Source organism: Beijerinckiaceae bacterium, assembly GCA_004564215.1.
Classification (GTDB): Bacteria; Pseudomonadota; Alphaproteobacteria; order Rhizobiales; family Beijerinckiaceae; genus Methylocapsa.
The window spans coordinates 1,884,813-1,903,026 of the sequence record CP024846.1; the positions used below are offsets into that span (position 1 = coordinate 1,884,813).

Sequence of the window (18,214 nt, forward strand, 5' to 3'; positions counted from 1 at the left end):
TCGCTTGCCTCTTGACGCTTGATCTAGACGAATGAACGCACCGTTCACGACACGTAGTTGAGATAAGATCGGTAGTAAGGAAAAAGCCGCTTTGGGGAGATGCCGCCCCACAAGCCGAGCGCGATGACTAGGTTGTAATAAACGTTCTTCCAGGGCATCCCGCGCACGCAAGCGAGAGCGCCTTTCACGGCGCTGTCCTTGGTGTGCCAATCGACATTGAAGGAGAGAGCGCAATCCAGGCTGCGCACATGGTGAAGCGTACCCGGCGGCAGGTATAAGGCATCGCCGGGCTCGACGATGACTTCGGCTGGCTTTGCGATCCGATAGAGCGGATAACGATCGTAATCCGGCTCTTCGACATTCACTTCGCACCACCTCCAATGATGTGGATAGCAATATTTAAGCTGTTCGCGCGCGACCAGGACGAAGCGCTTTCGTCCGCTAATCTGAAAAAACAAATTGTGGGTGAGCAGGCAATCGAAGTGCAATGGCGTGATGCTGTCGGCTGGCCCCAGAAATAATTGCGCAAACTTCCACCATTCGGCTCGATACCAGTTGGGAAAATAATCCGAGGGAAATTTATCAAGATCGACGTTCGCGTCGGGCAAGATACTGGTGAGCGGAACGTCATGAAGATAAGCGGGCTTTTGATCCGGGGTCGCGGTGCGGTCTTGAAGCTGAGATTCGTAGCGCTTCAAATGGTCGACATAGGCTTCGAACGAAGTCTGGACCGTTTGGATCCCTGAGGATCCCCATTGCTTGAGAGGTATCTGCTGGTGACCGACCTCTGTACGCAGATAGTCGAGGTTCCACCGTGAAAGCGCTGAACATCCTTCAAGGGCTCGCTTCACGAGAACCGGCCTGGCTTGCCTTACATAATCTTCGGCGAACTCCTTCGCCCCCAAGTGGTCGCGCCGATCAACCACATAGTCCGCTTCTTCCGGCATCATGTTTCCTCATGAAAGTCAGGACAATGCCTTTGACCGGCGCGCGCCATCGATCGAGCGAATGCGCGGTCGCATCGCAGCCCAAAGTTTTCGCCGATCCAAGTTTTGTTAAGGCCGGTGCCGACTCGCTGTAGGCAGCGCTCGGCTCTGGATTGCTTGGCTATTTGCTAATCTGGTGAAACGCGCTCGGCTTCGGCCATCTGCTTACGCAAGCTGAGAGGGCGCATGTCGGTCCAGACTTCCTTGATGTAGGAAAGACAGTCCGGCTTGGGGCCGGCCTTGCCGACCGCACGCCATCCGTCCGGAAGCTCCTTGTAATCCGGCCAGATCGAATATTGCTCTTCATGATTCACGACAACCTTGTAGATGGCGTTTTCGTCTTCTTCCCAAGCCATTGTGTGATTTCCCCCCGGAGAAGTTATTGCCGCTGTAATGGACCGATACGCGGCCTGAGCAGGCTGTTTATGCTACGAGTAGTTTTTCAGAGGCTTTGACCGCCTCGTGGAACCGGCCGGCGATTTCGTCGATCTCGGCGCGGCTCACAATCAGCGGCGGCAAGAAACGTACGACACTGCCGGATCTGCCTCCCAATTCGACGATCAATCCGCGGCGTAGACATTCATCCTGGATCCGCCGCGCCATTTTCGGGGATGGCGGAGGGAGCCCGATGACGCCGCCTGGAACATCGGAATCGATGACTTCGACACCGGCCATTAGGCCGCGACCGCGGACGTGACCGATGCAGCTCGTCTCGGTTGCGATGGATTTGAGTGTTGCCAGCAGCCAAGATCCCATTTCCGCGGCGTGGCGCTCCAGATGATTGGCCGAAATATAGCGAATCGTGGCCGCCCCGGTCGCAAACGCCAACTGATTGCCACGGAAGGTGCCCGCGTGGGCTCCGGGCTTCCATTGATCGAGATTGTTGCGGTAGACAATGACGGAGAGCGGCAAGCCGCCCCCAATCGCTTTGGAAAGCACGAGAACGTCGGGCCTTATCCCGGCGTGCTCGAAGGCGTAAAGCCGCCCCGTCCTGCCGAGCCCCGTCTGCACCTCATCCAAAATGAGCGGAATGTTACGGCGTTCGGTTATCTCCCGGATCTTGCGCAGCCATAGGTCCGGCGCGGGATTTATCCCGCCCTCGCCTTGCACCACTTCAAGGATCATGGCGGCTGGAAGCGGAACGCCGCTGTTGGGATCGTCGAGCAGCGTCTCGATGTAATGGGTGTTGATGCTGGAGCCGGCATCGCCACCGACGCCGAACGGACATCGATATTCCGAGGGAAATGGAAGAAACTGAACTTCGGCCGTCAAGCCAGTAATAGCGGCCTTGGGACCGGTCTCGCCCGTGATACTCAAGGCCCCATGGGTCATTCCATGATAGGACCCGTGAAAGGAGAGGATGCCGCGACGGCCGGTCGCGGTCTTGACAAGCTTCAAGGCCGCCTCGATGGCGTCGGCGCCCGTGGGCCCGCAGAATTGGATCTTGTAATCGCTCGAGAAGTCGGCCGGGAAGCTTTCGAAGAGATCGCTGATAAAACGATCCTTGAAAGGTGTTGGAAGATCGAGCGTTTGAAACGGAATTTCTTCACTCAAAGCGTGCTGAATAGCCTCGATGACAATCGGATGATTGTGCCCTAGGGCAAGAGCACCTGCGCCGGCCAGACAGTCGATATACTCGCGTCCCTCAATGTCGCGAACCCTGATGCCCCGGCCGGATTTGAGTGCAATCGGAAGTCGCCGCGGATAGGTCCTGGCATTGGATTCGACGGCCTCCTGGCGATCGAGATAGGCATTTCCGAAGGAGGTGTAGAATGGCGTCCCCTCTTGTCGTTCGCTTGAGTCTGCACGGAGCCCGCCGTCGAGAAAGGGCGCTCCGACAAAGCGCGAGACATCGATATGCTCCGCGGCATCGAATCCGCTCACGCCTGCAGGAAAACTATTGCCGGAATGCAGTGAGTCTCTTGACATTATTCCGCTCCCACGGAGGATAATTTGTCCAACGCCAGTTAGGCATCAGACATCAATCCTCATACCTACTCAAAACGCATGGGCGCCGCGGAACCCGACACAAAAAATTGCCGGCTAGATTATTTTCTATGCAGTCCGGGCGGCAAGGCTACGCGCCCTTCCTTCGTGTCAGATTTCGAAATGATTGCCCGGCAGGCGAGGTTTTGGATGCACATATCCACTCGGCGTACGTCGCTTCCCGACAGGTGTCGGGACGGGGTTTATTAACGCCCGGATGACCAGGCAGGGGCGAAAGTGTTGCGCCTTTGCCACGCATCGCGAAAGTAGCGCGATCCCGGCCTTTTACGTGGCAGGTTCCTGCCGCCCGACGCGTCCCAACTCTTGGAAGCAAAGGATGCTGCAGCTTTTGGCCGGCGACCGATGATTCCTTCTCAAGCCCGCGTTTCGGGCGCTTTTTGTGGGGGGTAGTCAGATGACATATCACTTATATGCCACCGGTCGGGCATTGAGGCACGAACTCTTGGCGACGACGATATTGGGCACGCTTGCCTTGACCCCGCTGGTCCAGTGCTCACAGGCTCGCGCCCAAACCGCCGAGAGCGGCGCCGGCGCCCTGCCGACTGTCGACGTGACGGCTTCCCAGGGTGGCGCGGGCGACCCAGTCGGTGGAGCCGGGGTGAACGCGCCGAACCAAGGCTACAGCGCGCCGCCCGTCCTCCAAAGCACCACCAAGATCAACGTCCCCACTTTCGATCTTCCCATCGCGATCCAGACGGTGCCGGAGCAGGTCATTCAGGATCAAAACGACATCAGCATCCAGGATGCGCTCCAAAATGTCAGTGGTGTGCGCTCGGCCAACAATAATCTCGAGGGCTATGTCTTCAATCTTCGCGGCTTTAGAAGTGTCAATGTGTTCCGTGACGGTCTTTTGATCTCGGACGCTATTCCGCAAAACTACGACACCGCCAATCTGCAGACTATCGAAGTGTTGAAAGGTCCGGCCTCTTTCGTCTTCGGCCGGGCGGATCCGGGTGGCGTGATCAATTTGGTGACCAAGAAACCCCTCGACGTACCTTATTACAGCGTCACCCAGGAATTCGGCTCATTCAACCTCTATCGCACGGTTTGGGATTTGACCGGTCCGGTCCAGGTCCCAAGCCTCGATAATGGCGCCTTGAGCTATCGGTTCATGGGCAGCTATACCACCGGCGGCGAATTCATCGACTTCATCAACAATCGAAAGGTTTTCCTCGCGCCCGCAGTTACTTGGCGGATTGACCCCGCGACGACGCTCACGGTGGATGCGCAATACACACGGCAAAACTCGCAAAGCTTCGTTGGCATTCCTGCTCTCGGAATGTACCCCGCCAGCCTGCCCGTTTACCGCACGGCCCAAGAGCCGAACGAGCCGCCGGATACAGTGCGCAGTTCGATCATCGCTTATGAATTCAAGCACAACTTCAATCAGGATTGGACGATCACCAACCGCTTTCTCGCCGCCCGCGCCACCCTCGAAAAAGACGATTTGACCGCCAATAATTTTGATAGTCCGCCTATCCTCGATAGAGGCATCACCTATCAGAAATTGACGGGCACGAACTATTCCGCGAACCTCGACCTGACCGGCAAGTTCTATGTTCTCGGCGCCAGGAACGACGTCCTCATCGGAACCGATTATTTCTATAGCTTCTACAACTATATTTTTTCGGCGGATGGAAGCTACCCGATCAACATCTACAATCCGCTCTACGGCACGGTGCCGACGCCTGCGTTCGCCGGCGCCGCCTCCAGGGCGTGGCAAGGGACGGCTGATCAGTTCACATCTTTTTCCTCTTTAGCGAGAAAAGACCTCGGCGTTTACGCGCAGGATTCGATCACGCTGTTCGACAACCTCCACATTTTGCTCGGCGCCCGCTGCGATCTAGCCGATGTGCGAGGCGGTGATGGCGATAATTTTGCCCAAGCCTCTTTCAATTTCAACAACAGCCTCAGCCAACACACGGCCTTCTTCAGCCCCCGCGTCGGTGTCGTCTATCAACCTGTTCCCTGGCTCGGCTTTTACGGCAGCTATACGCGGTCCTTCGGACAGCCTAACGGCATAGCGACCGACGGCACCGTATTTCCGCCCCAAATCGCGGAAGGCTGGGAGGGTGGTGCCAAGGCCGAGCTGTTGGATGGCAGGTTGAACGCAACGCTCGCTTTTTTCAGCATTACGAAGAGCAATATTCTGACGCCGGTTCCAACCGCGCTGGACCCGACCGCGCAGCGCCCGGTCGGCGCGATCCTCAGCCAAGGCGCCGAGCTCGATGTGCTAGGCAAGCTCACCAACGAACTCAGCGTCATTGCCAGCTATTCCCACATCGACGCGACGATAATCGCGGACAATAGCGGTCTGCTCGGTAATTCGCCGCGGACCTACGCGCCGGATTCGGGCAGCATGTTCCTTGCCTATGAATTTCCGACCGACAGCTTCTTGCATGGCTGGCGCGCCGGCGGTGGTGTCTTTGCCGCGAGCAACCGGTGGGGAGACGACGCGAACACCTTCATCCTGCCCGCCTATGCCCGCTTCGATGCGTTCGCGAAATATCAGATCGTCGCGGCCGGCCTGAAATGGTCGGCGCAAATCAATCTGACCAACATAGCCAACACCAAATATTACTCGGGTGCCGATAATTACTTCAACAACTCCCCACGATTTGGAATCTTCCCAGGCGCGCCACGTGCGGTGACCGCGTCGCTGCGTGTGGAGTATTGAGCCATGCGCCGCCTGTGGGTTTTCATCCACCGTTGGACCGGACTCGTCATGGCGGGGTTCCTCATTATCGTCGGTCTCACCGGGAGCCTGCTCGCCTTTTACAACGAACTGGACCATCTGGTTGCCCCGCAGCTTTTTGCCACGCCGAGACCAGGCATCGCCCCGCTTGACGCGGCGACGCTCACCGAGCGAGTCGAGGCTCTGGCGCCCGAGGCACGGGTGACCGGAGTCTGGCTTTGGTATCCGGACCAGGTCTTGGTCTCGGTGGGCGGACGCATCGATCCTGAGACGAACCAACCCCATGAGCTGGCCTATGACCAGCTGTTGCTCGATCCCTGGACCGGGAACGAACTCGGCCGGCGCGCCTGGGGCGACATCTCGCAAGGCTCGATCAACCTGATGTCCTTCGTCTACAAGCTCCACTATGCCTTGGCGCTCGGGATGCCGGGCATTTGGATCCTAGGCTTTGTGGCGCTGGCCTGGACGATCGATTGCTTTGTCGGATTCTATCTCACCCTGCCTGTAGGCCATCACAAATTTTGGAAGCGATGGAAGCCTGCCTGGCAAATCAAGGCGGGCGCGGGAGTCTTTCGTCTCAACTTCGATCTGCATCGCGCGGCCGGCTTATGGCTTTGGGGCGTTCTTCTCGTCTTTGCCTGGTCGAGCGTCTACATGAACTTGTGGGACACCGTCTATACTTGGGCGACGCGGGCGGTCCTTGAGTATCATGCACCCTGGACTGAACTTGTCGATCGGCCCCAACCGCTAAAGACTCCCCGCCTCGATTGGCGCGAGGCGCAATCCGTCGGAGAACGCTTGATGGCGGAGGCGGCCGCGAGCCATGGTTTTAGTGTCGAAAACCCCATCGCTCTTTCGTTCGATTCAAAGAAAGGGCTCTATCGGTATGGCGTCCGAAGCAGCAAAGATATCCAGGACCATCGCGGCAAGACAGACCTTTATTTCGACGGCGAGACCGGAGCCATGACTTTGCTGTTGCTACCGACCGGCCAATTTGCCGGCAATACGGTCACATCCTGGATTTACGCGCTCCACATGGGAAATATCTTCGGACTGCCGTGGCGCATTTTCGTTTGCGGCCTGGGTCTTGTGGTCGTCCTTCTGTCGGTCACGGGGGTCTATATTTGGTGGAAGAAGCGCTCCGCCCGAAAATTAGCCCGATCTCGAAAGCGGCTTCCCACAGAGATTGACGATGCCGAGACCGCTGCTTACGGTAGATCAAAGCCCGCTTGAGCATTCGCATGAAGGATGTCCACGACCTCATTGTCGGAGGAGGCACACCGGCGATCGATCCCGCGGTCGAGTCTATCCTGCATGCAAAGAGTCATGCGGTGGCGCGTGACACCCTATCCTCGACCAAGCCGCGACGCCGGATCCGAATCTTGCCTTGGTCGATCGTGGCGCTGTTGACGGGAGCAGCCGCTGGCGCCTGGGTTCTTTTACGTTTCCAGGAGGCGCCGGCCGGAAAGCCTGCGCCTTTGGTCTCGGTCGCCGCCGCGACAGCGGTCAAGGGCGATCTCGATGTCACCCTTGCCGCACTTGGCACGGTGACGCCGCTTGCGACCGTCTCGATCAAGGCCCGGATCAGCGGCCATTTGGTGCGGCTTGGCTTTGAGGAAGGCCAAGAGGTCAAGGCAGGCGACTTCCTCGCCGAGATCGATCCCCGCCCCTACCAGCATGAATTGGTCCAAGCGCAAGGTCAGCTCACGCGCGATCAGGCGCTGCTCGACAACGCGCGGCTCGATCTTGAGCGCTATCGGCAGCTCGTCACGCAAAACAACGTCTCCCACAAGCAGTTTGACACGCAGCAGTCGCTGGTTCGCCAATATGAAGGCATGGTCAACATCGATCTGGCACTGCTCGATCGCGCGAGGCTCAATCTCGAGTATTGCCACATCACCGCCCCCGTCTCGGGGCGGGTGGGGCTACGCCAGGTCGATCTCGGCAATTATGTGCAGCCGAGCGATGCAACCGGCATTGTTGTGATCACGCAGCTTCAACCGATCGCCATCGTTTTTCCGGTCGCAGAGGATCATTTGTCCACGGTGATGGGTCCAGTCCTTGCCGGCAAAAAGCTGCCCGTCGAAGCCTATGATCGTGGCGGCGCCCGGCTTCTCGCCAAGGGGACGCTTGCGACCATCGATAATCAGGTCGACCCCGCGACCGGCACCGTTAAATTCAAGGCCCGTTTCGACAATACGGATCTGGCGCTGTTTCCCAATCAGTTTGTGAATGTGCACCTCCTTGTCGAAACTCTGCAGGATGCGACCCTCGTTCCGAGCACCGCCATCGAATACGGACCGAAGGGCGCCTTTGTCTTTGCGATCCAGAACGACGATACGGTCGCGATGCGGCCGGTGACATTGGGGCCCGCCGAGCGTGGAAGTGTCGCCGTGCTCGCCGGCATCGAACCGGGCGTCCGGGTTGTGACCGGCGGAGCGGATCGGTTACGCGACGGCACCAAGGTAAAACTCGTTGCGGACAGGAAGGCGGAAGCAAGCTCTCCCGATCGCGGCGGGCGATGAACCCCTGCGCATGGTTTATCCTACGGCCTGTGGCGACCACCCTTATAATGGTCGCGCTGTTGCTCGCGGGCGGCGTCGGCTTTTTCCTCCTCCCGGTCTCAGCATTACCGCAGGTTGATTACCCGACGATCATGGTTCGAACCTTTTATCCAGGGGCGAGCCCAGACGTCATGGCGACGGCTATAACGGCGCCCTTGGAACGCGAACTCGGACAGATACCGGGACTGGAGGAAATGAGCTCCACCTCGTCTGGCGGAGCCTCGAATATCACGTTGCAGTTTGCTCTCGGTCTGAGCCTCGATGTTGCCACGCAGGAAGTCCAGGCGGCGATCCAGGCGGCGGCCACCTTGTTGCCGAACGACCTGCCTGCACCGCCGATTTATGCGAAAATCAATCCTGCCGACGCACCGGTCATGACCCTCGCGGTCATGTCGAAAACATTGCCTCTGCCCCGCGTCCACGACCTCGCGGACGTGCGGCTTGCACAGAAGATCTCTCAGGTGCCGGGCGTCGGACTCGTCGGTATAGGAGGCGGGGGCCGGCCGGCGGTGCGCATCAAAGTGGATCATCGCGCCGTCGCCGCTTACGGCCTCAACCTTGACGATCTGCGCACCACGATCGGGAGCGCCAACGTCAATATGCCCAAAGGAAATTTTGAAGGGGCGAGGCGGGCTTATGCGATCAACGCCAATGACCAGATAAGAAGCGTCGAGGATTATCAAAAGATCATTGTCGCCTATCGAAATGGGGCGCCCGTCCGGCTCGAAGATGTCGCGAGTATCGAGGAGGGCATGCAGAACAAGGATCTCGCGGCCTGGGTTGATGAAGTACCGGCTGTCCTCCTCAACATTCAACGCCAACCCGGCGCCAATGTCATCGCAGTGGTTGACGCCATCAATGAGATGCTGCCAGCGCTTCAGGCCACATTGCCGGCCGGGATCGATGTCGTGGTGCTGAGCGACAGGACAACCACGATTAAGGCTTCGATCCGCTCGGTCGGATTTGAACTCGCCTTTGCAATCCTGCTCGTGGTCCTCGTGCTCTTTGTGTTCCTTGGCGATGTTCGCGCGACGTTGATTCCGAGCCTTGCCGTTCCGATCTCCCTGATTGGCGCTCTCGCCGCAATGTATCTTTTGGGACTGAGTCTCAACAATCTGACCTTGATGGCGCTCACCGTTGCGACAGGCCTCGTCGTCGACGATGCCATCGTGATGGTTGAAAATATCGCTCGCCACCGCGATGCTGGCCGCCGTCCCCTCGAAGCCTCGCTCATCGGGTCACGGGAAATCGGCTTCACCATCATCTCTCTGACCGTTTCATTGATTGCGGTTCTGATCCCGCTCTTTTTCATGGGCGATGTGGTCGGCAGGCTTTTTCGCGAATTCGCCGTCACCCTAGCAATGACGATTCTGATTTCTGCGATCGTGTCGCTGACCCTGATACCCATGCTTGGGGCCAGGCTCCTGCGATCCGATCTTCAATCCGACGAAAGCGCCATACGACGGATCACCCGTTCGTGGTCGGAAACTGCCGTTGCGTATTATGGCCGTTGTCTCGATGTTGTGCTCGCCCATGAAAGGCTAACCCTCGCTGTTGCGGGGCTCACGCTTGCCATCACCATCACCCTTGCGATCGTCATCCCGAAGGGATTTTTCCCGATCGAGGACACCGGTGCGTTGCGCGGCGTTTCGGTCGCACCGGGATCGATCTCATTTGCTGCGATGGCCGAACGTCAGCAGGCCTTGGCGGAGGTGATTCTCAAGGACCAAGACGTTGCGACGCTCGCCTCTTTTGTCGGGGTCGATGCCATCAACACGACCTTGAACAGCGGCCGATTTCTCATCAATCTGAAACCCTATGGCACGCGCAAGGCAAGCGCCGCGGAGGTCGCGCGGCGCGTGGCAAAGGCGGCGGAGACAGTATCGGGGATCTCGCTCTTCCTCCAGCCGATGCCGGACTTGGCGATCGATTCCAGCAGCGGACGTGCGCAATATCAGTTCATTCTCGAAAGCGCCGACGCTGCTGAATTCGAAGTTTGGATTCCAAGGCTTTTGGAGCGTTTGAAACAAGCGCCGCAACTCGAAAATGTAAGCAGCGATCTGGACACTCATGGACTCGCTGCGATTCTCACCATTGATCGTGACACAGCCGCGCGCTTCGGCATCACGCTCGCGACCATCGACAACGCTCTCTATGATGCTTTTGGGCAAAGGATCATCTCAACCATCTTCACCCAGTCGAACCAGCATCGCATCATTCTCGAAGCCAAACCCTCCCTGACACCGATGGCCGCGACACTTTTGGAGCTTCGTCTTCCATCCTCAATCGTGACGGGCGGCCAGGTGCCGCTGGACGTCATTGCACATGTGGAGGTGAAGCCCGCACCGCTCCTCTTCCGGCATTTTGGTCCTTATCCGGCCAGCGTCATTTCATTCGATCTTGCACCCGGCCGGTCGCTGGGAGATGCGGTGGCATCCATCCGCCAAGCCGAACGCGAGAGCAATCTGCCAGAGAGCATGATTACGCGGTTCCAGGGCGCGGCGCTCGCTTTCGAGGCCACGCTTGCCGATGAACTATGGCTGGTCCTCACCGCCATCATCTGCGTCTATATCGTCCTCGGTATACTCTACGAGAGCTTCATACATCCGCTGACCATCCTGTCGACCTTGCCTTCGGCCGGCGCCGGCGCGCTGGTCGCGTTATGGCTCGCGGGCATGAACCTCGACATCCTTGGCATCATCGGGATCGTGCTTCTGATCGGGATCGTGAAGAAAAACGCGATCATGATGATCGATTTCGCGCTTTCAGCCGAACGGAGCCAGCGGCTACCCCCCCGCGAAGCCATACGGCAAGCTTGCCTCTTGCGTCTGAGGCCAATCCTGATGACGACCCTCGCCGCGCTGCTCAGCGCCCTGCCCTTGATGATCGGAACCGGGATAGGCTCCGAGCTTCGCCATCCCTTGGGGGTAACGATCGTGGGCGGTCTGATCGTCTCGCAGGTCATGACGCTATTCACAACGCCGGCCATCTATCTGGCCCTCGACCGGCTGGGGAAAAAGCTCCACTCGACCAAACCAAGCGAAATCGAGCGGATTCAGCCTCTGGCCGGCGAATGAACGTCGCGGCTCCTTTCATAAGACGGCCGGTCGCAACCACGCTCTTGACCCTCGCGATTGCGCTGGCCGGCAGTCTTGGTTTGATGAAGCTTCCGGTGGCGCCAATGCCGGAGGTCGACCTGCCGTCCATTTTTGTCTTGGCTCAAATGATCGGCGCGAGCCCCGAAACCATGGCGACAAAAGTCGCGGCGCCGCTTGAGCGGCATTTGGGGGCGATTGCCGGCGTTCACGAAATGACATCGCATAACTCGGCGGGCGGCACCGAGATTATGCTCGAGTTCAATCTGGACCGAAACATTAATGGAGCCGCCCGCGACGTGCAGGCGGCCATCAACGCCGCACGCGCCGATCTGCCGCCGGGCCTTAGCACCAACCCGGTGTATTACAAAGCCAATCTCGCGGACTGGCCGATCACCTATCTATCCCTGACATCGAAGACGATGGGTCTCGCGCGAATCCATGATATTGCCACCACTCTCCTGAAGCCGAAGCTCGCCTCAATCGAAGGTGTCGCCTTGGTATATGTTCTCGGCTCGACATCACCCGCGGTGCGGGTCGAACTCGATCCCGATATTCTTTTTAAATATGGAATTGGTCTCGAAAGCATTCGCGCCGCGCTTGCCGCCGCCAATGCCAATAGCCCGAAAGGAGTGGTCGAGGAGGCAGGCCGGCGGTTTCAGATCTATGCAAACGACCAAGCCCAAAGCGCCGCGGCTTATCGCGATCTCGTCGTGGCCTTTCGCAATGGCCGTGCGATCCGGCTACGCGATCTCGGCGAGGTGACCGATTCGGTCGAGGATTTCCGGCCGGCGGCGAACAGCGATGGCGAGCCATCGATCCTCATCCGCATCTATCGTTTGCCCGGCGCCAATGTCATCGAAACCGTCGACCGGATTAGGACCAGGCTGGCGCAGCTGCAGGCAACCCTTTCACCCGCGATCGACATCGCTGTCGTCTCGGACCGGACCGCGACGGCGCGTGCCTCTCTGCTCGATCTCGAACATGCCCTCGTTGTCGCCGGTGTGCTCGTGATCCTGACCATTCTTGCTTTTCTGCAGAGCCTTCGCGCGATCTTGATTCCTGCCGTCGTCGTGCCGGTTTCGCTCCTCGGCACCTTTGGGATCATGCATCTCCTGGGCTACAGCCTCGATAGTCTCTCGCTAATGGCGCTTATTATCGCCACAGGTCTCGTCATCGACGATTCCGTCGTGGTCGTCGAGAATATTACACGTCACATCGAGAAGGGTGTCCCGCGCATTCAGGCGGCGCTCCAAGGGGCTGGCGAGGTCTCGTTCACCGTCCTTGCAATGAGTCTGTCACTGGTCGCCGCATTCCTGCCCATGCTGCTCATGGGAGGCATTCTGGGGCGGATCTTCCATGAATTTGCGGCAACGCTCTCGACAGCCGTCTTGATCTCGCTCCTCGTCTCGCTCACCACGGCGCCGACTCTTGCGGCGCTCGTTCTGAAGTCCAGCTCCGAACGCCATTTCCCGAGGGTCACCTCGATTTTCGGACAGGCCTATGCGTTTTTGCTCAAAGCCTACGACCGAACCCTCGTCGTGGCACTGCGTCATTCAGCATTTACTTTGACGATCCTGTTCCTGCTTCTCTGCCTCAACGTCTATTTGTACATGGTGGTACCAAAGGGCCTGTTGCCTCATCAGGATCCAGGCCGGCTCTTCGGAATGCTGGAAGCGGACCAGTCCACGTCCGTCACGCTGATGCAACAGAAGTTCGATGAAGCGACAAAAGTCTTTCTGGCCGACCCCTCGGTCAAGGGTCTTGCCGCCGTCATCGAAAGCGACGCCAACCGAAATACGGCCGAGTTCTATATTCAGTTGAAACCCAAGCCCGGCCGCAAGGAGAGTGCGGACGAGGTCAATGCCCGGCTGTCGGCCGCCGTGAGTGAAATCCCGGGTCTGGCGCTGCATTTAACCGCGCCGCAAGACATAGTCTTCACAACCGACTCCAACACGTCCGGCCAGTACCAACTGGCGCTTTCGGGCGATGACATCGCTGAACTCAGGACCTGGACGATGCTTCTGGCCGAGGCCTTGGAACAGGTTCCCCAGATCATTCGTCCGAGTGCGGACCAGAAGGAAGGCGGGCTTGAAACCCGTCTCGTGATCGACAGGGACAAAGCCTCCCGCTTCGGCATCAGCGCAAGTCAGATCGACAATACGCTTTACGACGCCTTCGGACAGCGGCAAGTTTCCACCGTTCACGCCCCTTCCAACCAATATCGCGTCGTGATGGAGGTCGCGCCCCGTTATCGGCAGGATCCCGACGTCCTGGACAAGCTTTATATCAGCACGTCGGCGGGGCCCGCCAGCGGGGTGCAAACCAGCAACGCGCCTGCGGGGACCATAAGCGGCATCGGACGGCTGGGGACCAACCCCTTGGCGGCAGCCTCCGTTGCCACGGACGCGGCCCGCAATCAAAACCTGAACGCGCTCGCCAACAGCGCGCGGGGCACAACATCGACCGGCGCCGCGATCAGCACCTTGGCGGAAACAATGGTTCCCCTCTCCACCTTTGCGCACTTCGAGCAAGGCGCGGCGCCGCTCTCCGTCACCCACAAGGGAAACGCCGTCGCAGCGACAATTTCGTTCAATCTCGCCCCGCAGGTCCCGCTCAGCGAAGCGATCGCGGCAATCGAGAGAACGATAGCCGATCTCCGCATGCCGGCCTCCCTTCACGCCGAGTTCTCAGGGACGGCCAAAGCTTACCAGGAGGCGGCGATCAAGCAGGTGCTGCTTATCCTTGCCGCGCTTGTAACGATCTATATCGTTCTCGGGATCCTCTATGAGAGCTTCATCCATCCGATCACAATCCTTTCGACCTTGCCCTCGGCTGGAGTCGGCGCAATTCTCGCGTTGATGGCCTTGCGTACGGAGTTCACAATCATTGCCTTCATAGGCATCATTCTCTTGATTGGCATCGTCATGAAGAACGCGATCATGATGATCGACCTTGCGCTTTATGCGCAGCGCCGACAAAATCTCTCTGCGCAAGACGCGATCCACGAAGCTTGTTTGCGGCGCTTCCGGCCCATCATGATGACGACCTTTGCCGCGCTTTTCGCCGCCCTGCCGCTTGCCCTCGGCACCAGCGATGGCGCCGAGCTTCGCCAGCCGCTCGGGATCGCGATCATCGGCGGCTTGCTGGTAAGCCAGGTATTAACGCTCTACACAACACCGGTGGTCTATCTTTATCTCGATCGCCTTCAGAGAAGATCGTCCCCAAGACGGCTGCGGAACTAGCGATTGACGCGCTCCGCTATTCGCAATCTCGGCTTCGCCAGCGGGAACACGGCTTTACAAGCCCCCGACGAGCCTTTTATATAACAAACTTACATAACGATTACCTTCCCCGCTGCCGCCGGTAAGGTGCGATCGGCCTAGGCAATTTCCCCTATCGGAGGATGCAGGAAATCGTGCACCGCCGCGGGTCGAATCTCGTTCTTGAGGGATCCGATTGAAATGGCGCTGTTTTTGCTTCGTTCTGAAATCCCTTTCCGCCTGGCTTTGCCGCCGGCTTGCACCTCTGGCTGATACCCTATCCATCGATCAGGACTTCTCAATTTTGCAAAAATGCAGCGTTGTGTCATGGCGACGGATTGAAAGCCCCGCCGCGTAGCTTGCTCTGTCCTTCAGGAACGCGTTCACAAAAATAAAGGAGCGCCGTTGTGTTCGATTTGTCGGCCGCGGAGTGGACCGCAATCTTGCTCTCGTTGCGAATTGCGATCGTCGCGACGATCATGAGTTTGCCGTTCGGCATCTTCACCGCCTATGCGCTCGCCCGTTGGCGGTTCCCCGGCAAGATGATCTTGAATGGCGTCGTTCATATGCCTTTGGTGCTGCCGCCGGTCGTCACCGGCTTCCTCTTGCTGATCCTTCTCGGCCGGAAGGGCGTTTTTGGAGGATTCCTCGCCGACATCGGCATTGTCTTGTCCTTTCGCTGGACCGGCGCGGCAGTGGCCTGCGCGGTCATGGGCTTTCCGCTCATGGTCCGCGCCATGCGTCTATCGTTCGAATCGATCGACAAGCGCCTCGAACTCGCCGCGGGAACCCTGGGCGCGAGCCCCATCTGGACTTTCTTTCTGGTCAGCCTGCCGCTGGCCATTCCAGGCATCGTCGTCGGTTCGATTCTCGCTTTTGCGAAGGCACTTGGAGAGTTTGGCGCGACGATCACCTTCGTCTCGAATATTCCCGGCGAGACGCAGACGATATCCGCGGCAATCTACTCTTACACCCAAGTGCCGGGCGGAGACGAAAGCGCGATGCGTTTGACCGTTGTTGCGATCGTAATTTCCTTTGCCGCCCTTGTTGCTTCTGAACTCATTCAGCGGCAGGCGGAAAAGCGGCTGGCGAGTTTCGAATGATCGAGGTCGACGTCGGACTCAAAGTGGGGTCTTTCGACCTCGAAGTGGCTTTCGGCAACGGTAAAGGTGTCGTCGCGCTTTTTGGCCATTCGGGTTCGGGCAAATCGCTGACCCTTAGTGTCATCGCCGGATTGTTACGGCCGGACAGGGGACGCGTGGTTTTGGATGGCACGGTTCTTGTCGACGCGGAGCGCGGTATTTTCGTTCCGATGCATCGGCGCCGAATCGGCCTCGTCTTCCAAGACTCTCATCTCTTCCCGCATCTGAGCGTCAGGCAGAATCTTCTATTCGGGCGATGGTTCGCGCCAAGGCGTGCGCGCGAGATCGATTTCGACGCGGTGACCGAAACCTTGGGAATCAAAGACCTGCTGTCGCGCCGCCCGGCGCACTTATCGGGGGGAGAAAGACAAAGGGTGGCAATGGGGCGGGCACTGCTTTCCTGTCCGAAACTTCTTCTCTTCGATGAACCACTCGCGGCGCTCGACATGCGGCGCAAACTTGAGATCATGCCGTTGATCGAGCAAGTGCGCGACGAGTTTAAAATACCGATTGTATATATTTCGCATGCCATCGAAGAAGTGGTCCGGCTTGCAACGACGATCGTCGTGATCGACGCCGGCCGAGTCAAAGCGATCGGAACACCCGACGAGGTTTTTGGCAGGGCTGCGACACATTCGGGCGAGGAGCGTTTCAATCGCTCTTCGGTGTTGACGATGAAAATCTCCGGCACCGACGCTGCTTATGGTCTGACCGAATTGAACCATCCGGCGGGCACCGTCTGGCTCGCCGGGCCGGCCGGGCCCATTGGAGGCACCATACGCATTATCGTCAAAGCCACCGATGTCACGCTCTCCCTTGGGCGGCCGCACGATCTCAGCGTCCGCAGCGTGCTCGCCGGTACAATCGATGGCATTGAAAAGGAAGGCCCGCTGTCGATGGTCGCAATCAAGCTCGACGGAGAAGGTCATCTCTTCGCAACGGCAACACGCCATGCTCTCGATGAGTTGCATCTCGATTACGGCGCCCGCGTTTTCGCATTGATCAAGACTTCGGCCCTGGACGAGCGAAAAATTGCGTCGGCGCCGCGGGGCTGAGGCGCGCGCCAAAGCTGCAAAATCCGTCGCGAGGGCGGGCGATCGTCTTAGATCACGATGATTTTGGATTGACTCAATCCAAAAGCTTAGAGCGGGATGCTGGCGGAAAACCGACTTCCACTTTTCCTCATCCCGCTTTAGAGTTCCAGCCTGAGTTGCCGCTCGCTTTTCGATTGCGTCTCGCCGAGGGACGAGAGGGTGATACCGAGAAGCCGGATGCCCTTGGATACGGGAAATAGAGGTTCGAGCAAGGAAAGACTGAGGCGCTCGAGTTCGCCGCGGGTTTCGACGGGATGCCCCGTTTGGCTTCGCGTGATCAGCTGGAAATCGGTATATTTGACCTTCAAAGTCACCGTCCGTCCGCGAATGCCGGCGCCTTCGCAATGGCGCCAAAGCTTTTCAATGATTGGAGCCAGGGCCTCGCGCGCATCCTCGAAGGTAAACACGTCGGTGAAGAAGGTATTTTCCGCACCGATGGACTTGCGGATGCGGTTGGGGCGGACCGGCCGTTCGTCGGTACCTCTTGCAATCCAATAATAATAGGGCCCGGACTTCCCGAAGTGCCGCTGAAGAAAGACTAAAGTCTGCGCCTTAAGATCGAGTCCGGTTTCGATTCCGAGGCGATTCATCTTCGCCGTCGTCGCCGGGCCAATGCCGTGAAACCGTCCAATCGGCAAGGTCTGGACAAAGGCAGGTCCCATCTTGGGGGTGATGACGAAAAGCCCGTCGGGCTTCTTGTGATCCGATGCGAGCTTGGCCAAAAACTTGTTATAGGAAACGCCAGCGGAGGCGGTAAGGCCGGTCTCGGCTCGGATCCTTGCCCTGATTTCCTCCGCGATCTGGGTGGCATTGCCGATGCCCTTCGCATCTTCGGTGACATCGAGATAAGCCTCGTCGAGTGACAAGGGTTCAACGAGCGGGGTGTGCTCGGCAAAAATCGCGCGGATCTGGAGCGATACCTGCCTGTAGACCTCAAACCGCGGCTTCACGAAAATCAGATCCGGGCATTTCCGCTTGGCGGTGACGGACGGCATGGCAGAATGCACGCCGAATTTTCGCGCTTCGTAACTCGCGGCCGCCACGACACCCCGCTCCCGCGATCCTCCGACGGCGACCGGTTTGCCGCGCAACTCTGGATTGTCGCGCTGCTCTACGGAGGCGTAAAAAGCATCCATGTCGATATGAATAATCTTGCGCTGCGGCGTCACGTTTTGCGACGCAGCGGCAACACGGCGCTCTGCATCGTTGGAATTGTTTTCCTTTCGATCGGTATTCGCCGACAGCATTATTTTAGACTGGAAGGCCCGCCTGATTCCGGGACGCGACAGGGCCTCGTCGCGCTGATGTTGCCCTAATTCTTTTTTATCATAGAGTGTCATACCCCAGAAATATTGGGGAGCTTAATTG

11 protein-coding genes are annotated in these 18,214 nt (G+C 58.4%); 7 read left to right on the forward strand and 4 right to left on the reverse strand.

Going from position 1 to position 18,214, the window contains the following annotated elements; translation table 11 throughout:
- Positions 1-44 precede the first annotated feature (44 nt).
- The 3 genes from CU048_08820 to CU048_08830 form a co-directional block, all read right to left on the reverse strand.
- Positions 45-947 (reverse strand): transcription factor jumonji, encoded by a 903-nt coding sequence (locus CU048_08820; GenBank protein QBR72789.1) that lies wholly within the window; start codon positions 945-947, stop codon positions 45-47.
- Between the two features lie 167 nt (positions 948-1,114).
- A complete protein-coding gene (locus CU048_08825; protein QBR71366.1) occupies positions 1,115-1,342 on the reverse strand; it encodes an MbtH family protein in 228 nt (75 codons plus the stop codon).
- Positions 1,343-1,409: 67 nt separating this feature from the next.
- A complete protein-coding gene (locus tag CU048_08830; protein ID QBR71367.1) occupies positions 1,410-2,915 on the reverse strand; it encodes a diaminobutyrate--2-oxoglutarate transaminase in 1,506 nt (501 codons plus the stop codon).
- A gap of 472 nt (positions 2,916-3,387) precedes the next feature.
- On the opposite strand from CU048_08830, the gene CU048_08835 reads away from it, so the two are divergent.
- The 7 genes from CU048_08835 to modC all read left to right on the forward strand — a co-directional run bounded on the left by CU048_08835 (position 3,388) and on the right by modC (position 16,807).
- Positions 3,388-5,670: a TonB-dependent siderophore receptor gene (locus CU048_08835; protein QBR71368.1), complete on the forward strand. Its 2,283-nt coding sequence runs from the start codon at positions 3,388-3,390 to the stop codon at positions 5,668-5,670.
- Between the two features lie 3 nt (positions 5,671-5,673).
- Positions 5,674-6,921, forward strand: coding sequence for a peptidase (locus CU048_08840; protein ID QBR71369.1), 1,248 nt, complete (start codon positions 5,674-5,676; stop codon positions 6,919-6,921).
- A gap of 8 nt (positions 6,922-6,929) precedes the next feature.
- Positions 6,930-8,213 (forward strand): multidrug transporter subunit MdtA, encoded by a 1,284-nt coding sequence (locus tag CU048_08845; protein QBR71370.1) that lies wholly within the window; start codon positions 6,930-6,932, stop codon positions 8,211-8,213.
- Positions 8,210-11,329 carry a multidrug transporter subunit MdtC gene (locus CU048_08850; GenBank protein QBR71371.1) on the forward strand — a complete coding sequence of 1,040 codons (3,120 nt, stop codon included), beginning with the start codon at positions 8,210-8,212 and terminating at the stop codon, positions 11,327-11,329. The genes CU048_08845 and CU048_08850 overlap by 4 nt, the downstream gene beginning before the upstream one ends.
- On the forward strand, positions 11,326-14,592 hold the full coding sequence (locus CU048_08855) for a nodulation protein (GenBank protein QBR71372.1): 3,267 nt from the start codon (positions 11,326-11,328) through the stop codon (positions 14,590-14,592). Before CU048_08850 ends, CU048_08855 begins: the two co-directional genes overlap by 4 nt.
- Positions 14,593-15,017: 425 nt before the next feature.
- Positions 15,018-15,713: a molybdate ABC transporter permease subunit gene (locus CU048_08860; GenBank protein ID QBR71373.1), complete on the forward strand. Its 696-nt coding sequence runs from the start codon at positions 15,018-15,020 to the stop codon at positions 15,711-15,713.
- Positions 15,710-16,807 (forward strand): molybdenum ABC transporter ATP-binding protein, encoded by a 1,098-nt coding sequence (gene modC, locus CU048_08865; protein QBR71374.1) that lies wholly within the window; start codon positions 15,710-15,712, stop codon positions 16,805-16,807. Before CU048_08860 ends, modC begins: the two co-directional genes overlap by 4 nt.
- Positions 16,808-16,944: 137 nt before the next feature.
- On the opposite strand, the gene CU048_08870 is transcribed toward modC, so the two are convergent.
- Positions 16,945-18,093 (reverse strand): DNA polymerase IV, encoded by a 1,149-nt coding sequence (locus tag CU048_08870; GenBank protein QBR72790.1) that lies wholly within the window; start codon positions 18,091-18,093, stop codon positions 16,945-16,947.
- Between the last annotated feature and the right edge of the window lie 121 nt (positions 18,094-18,214).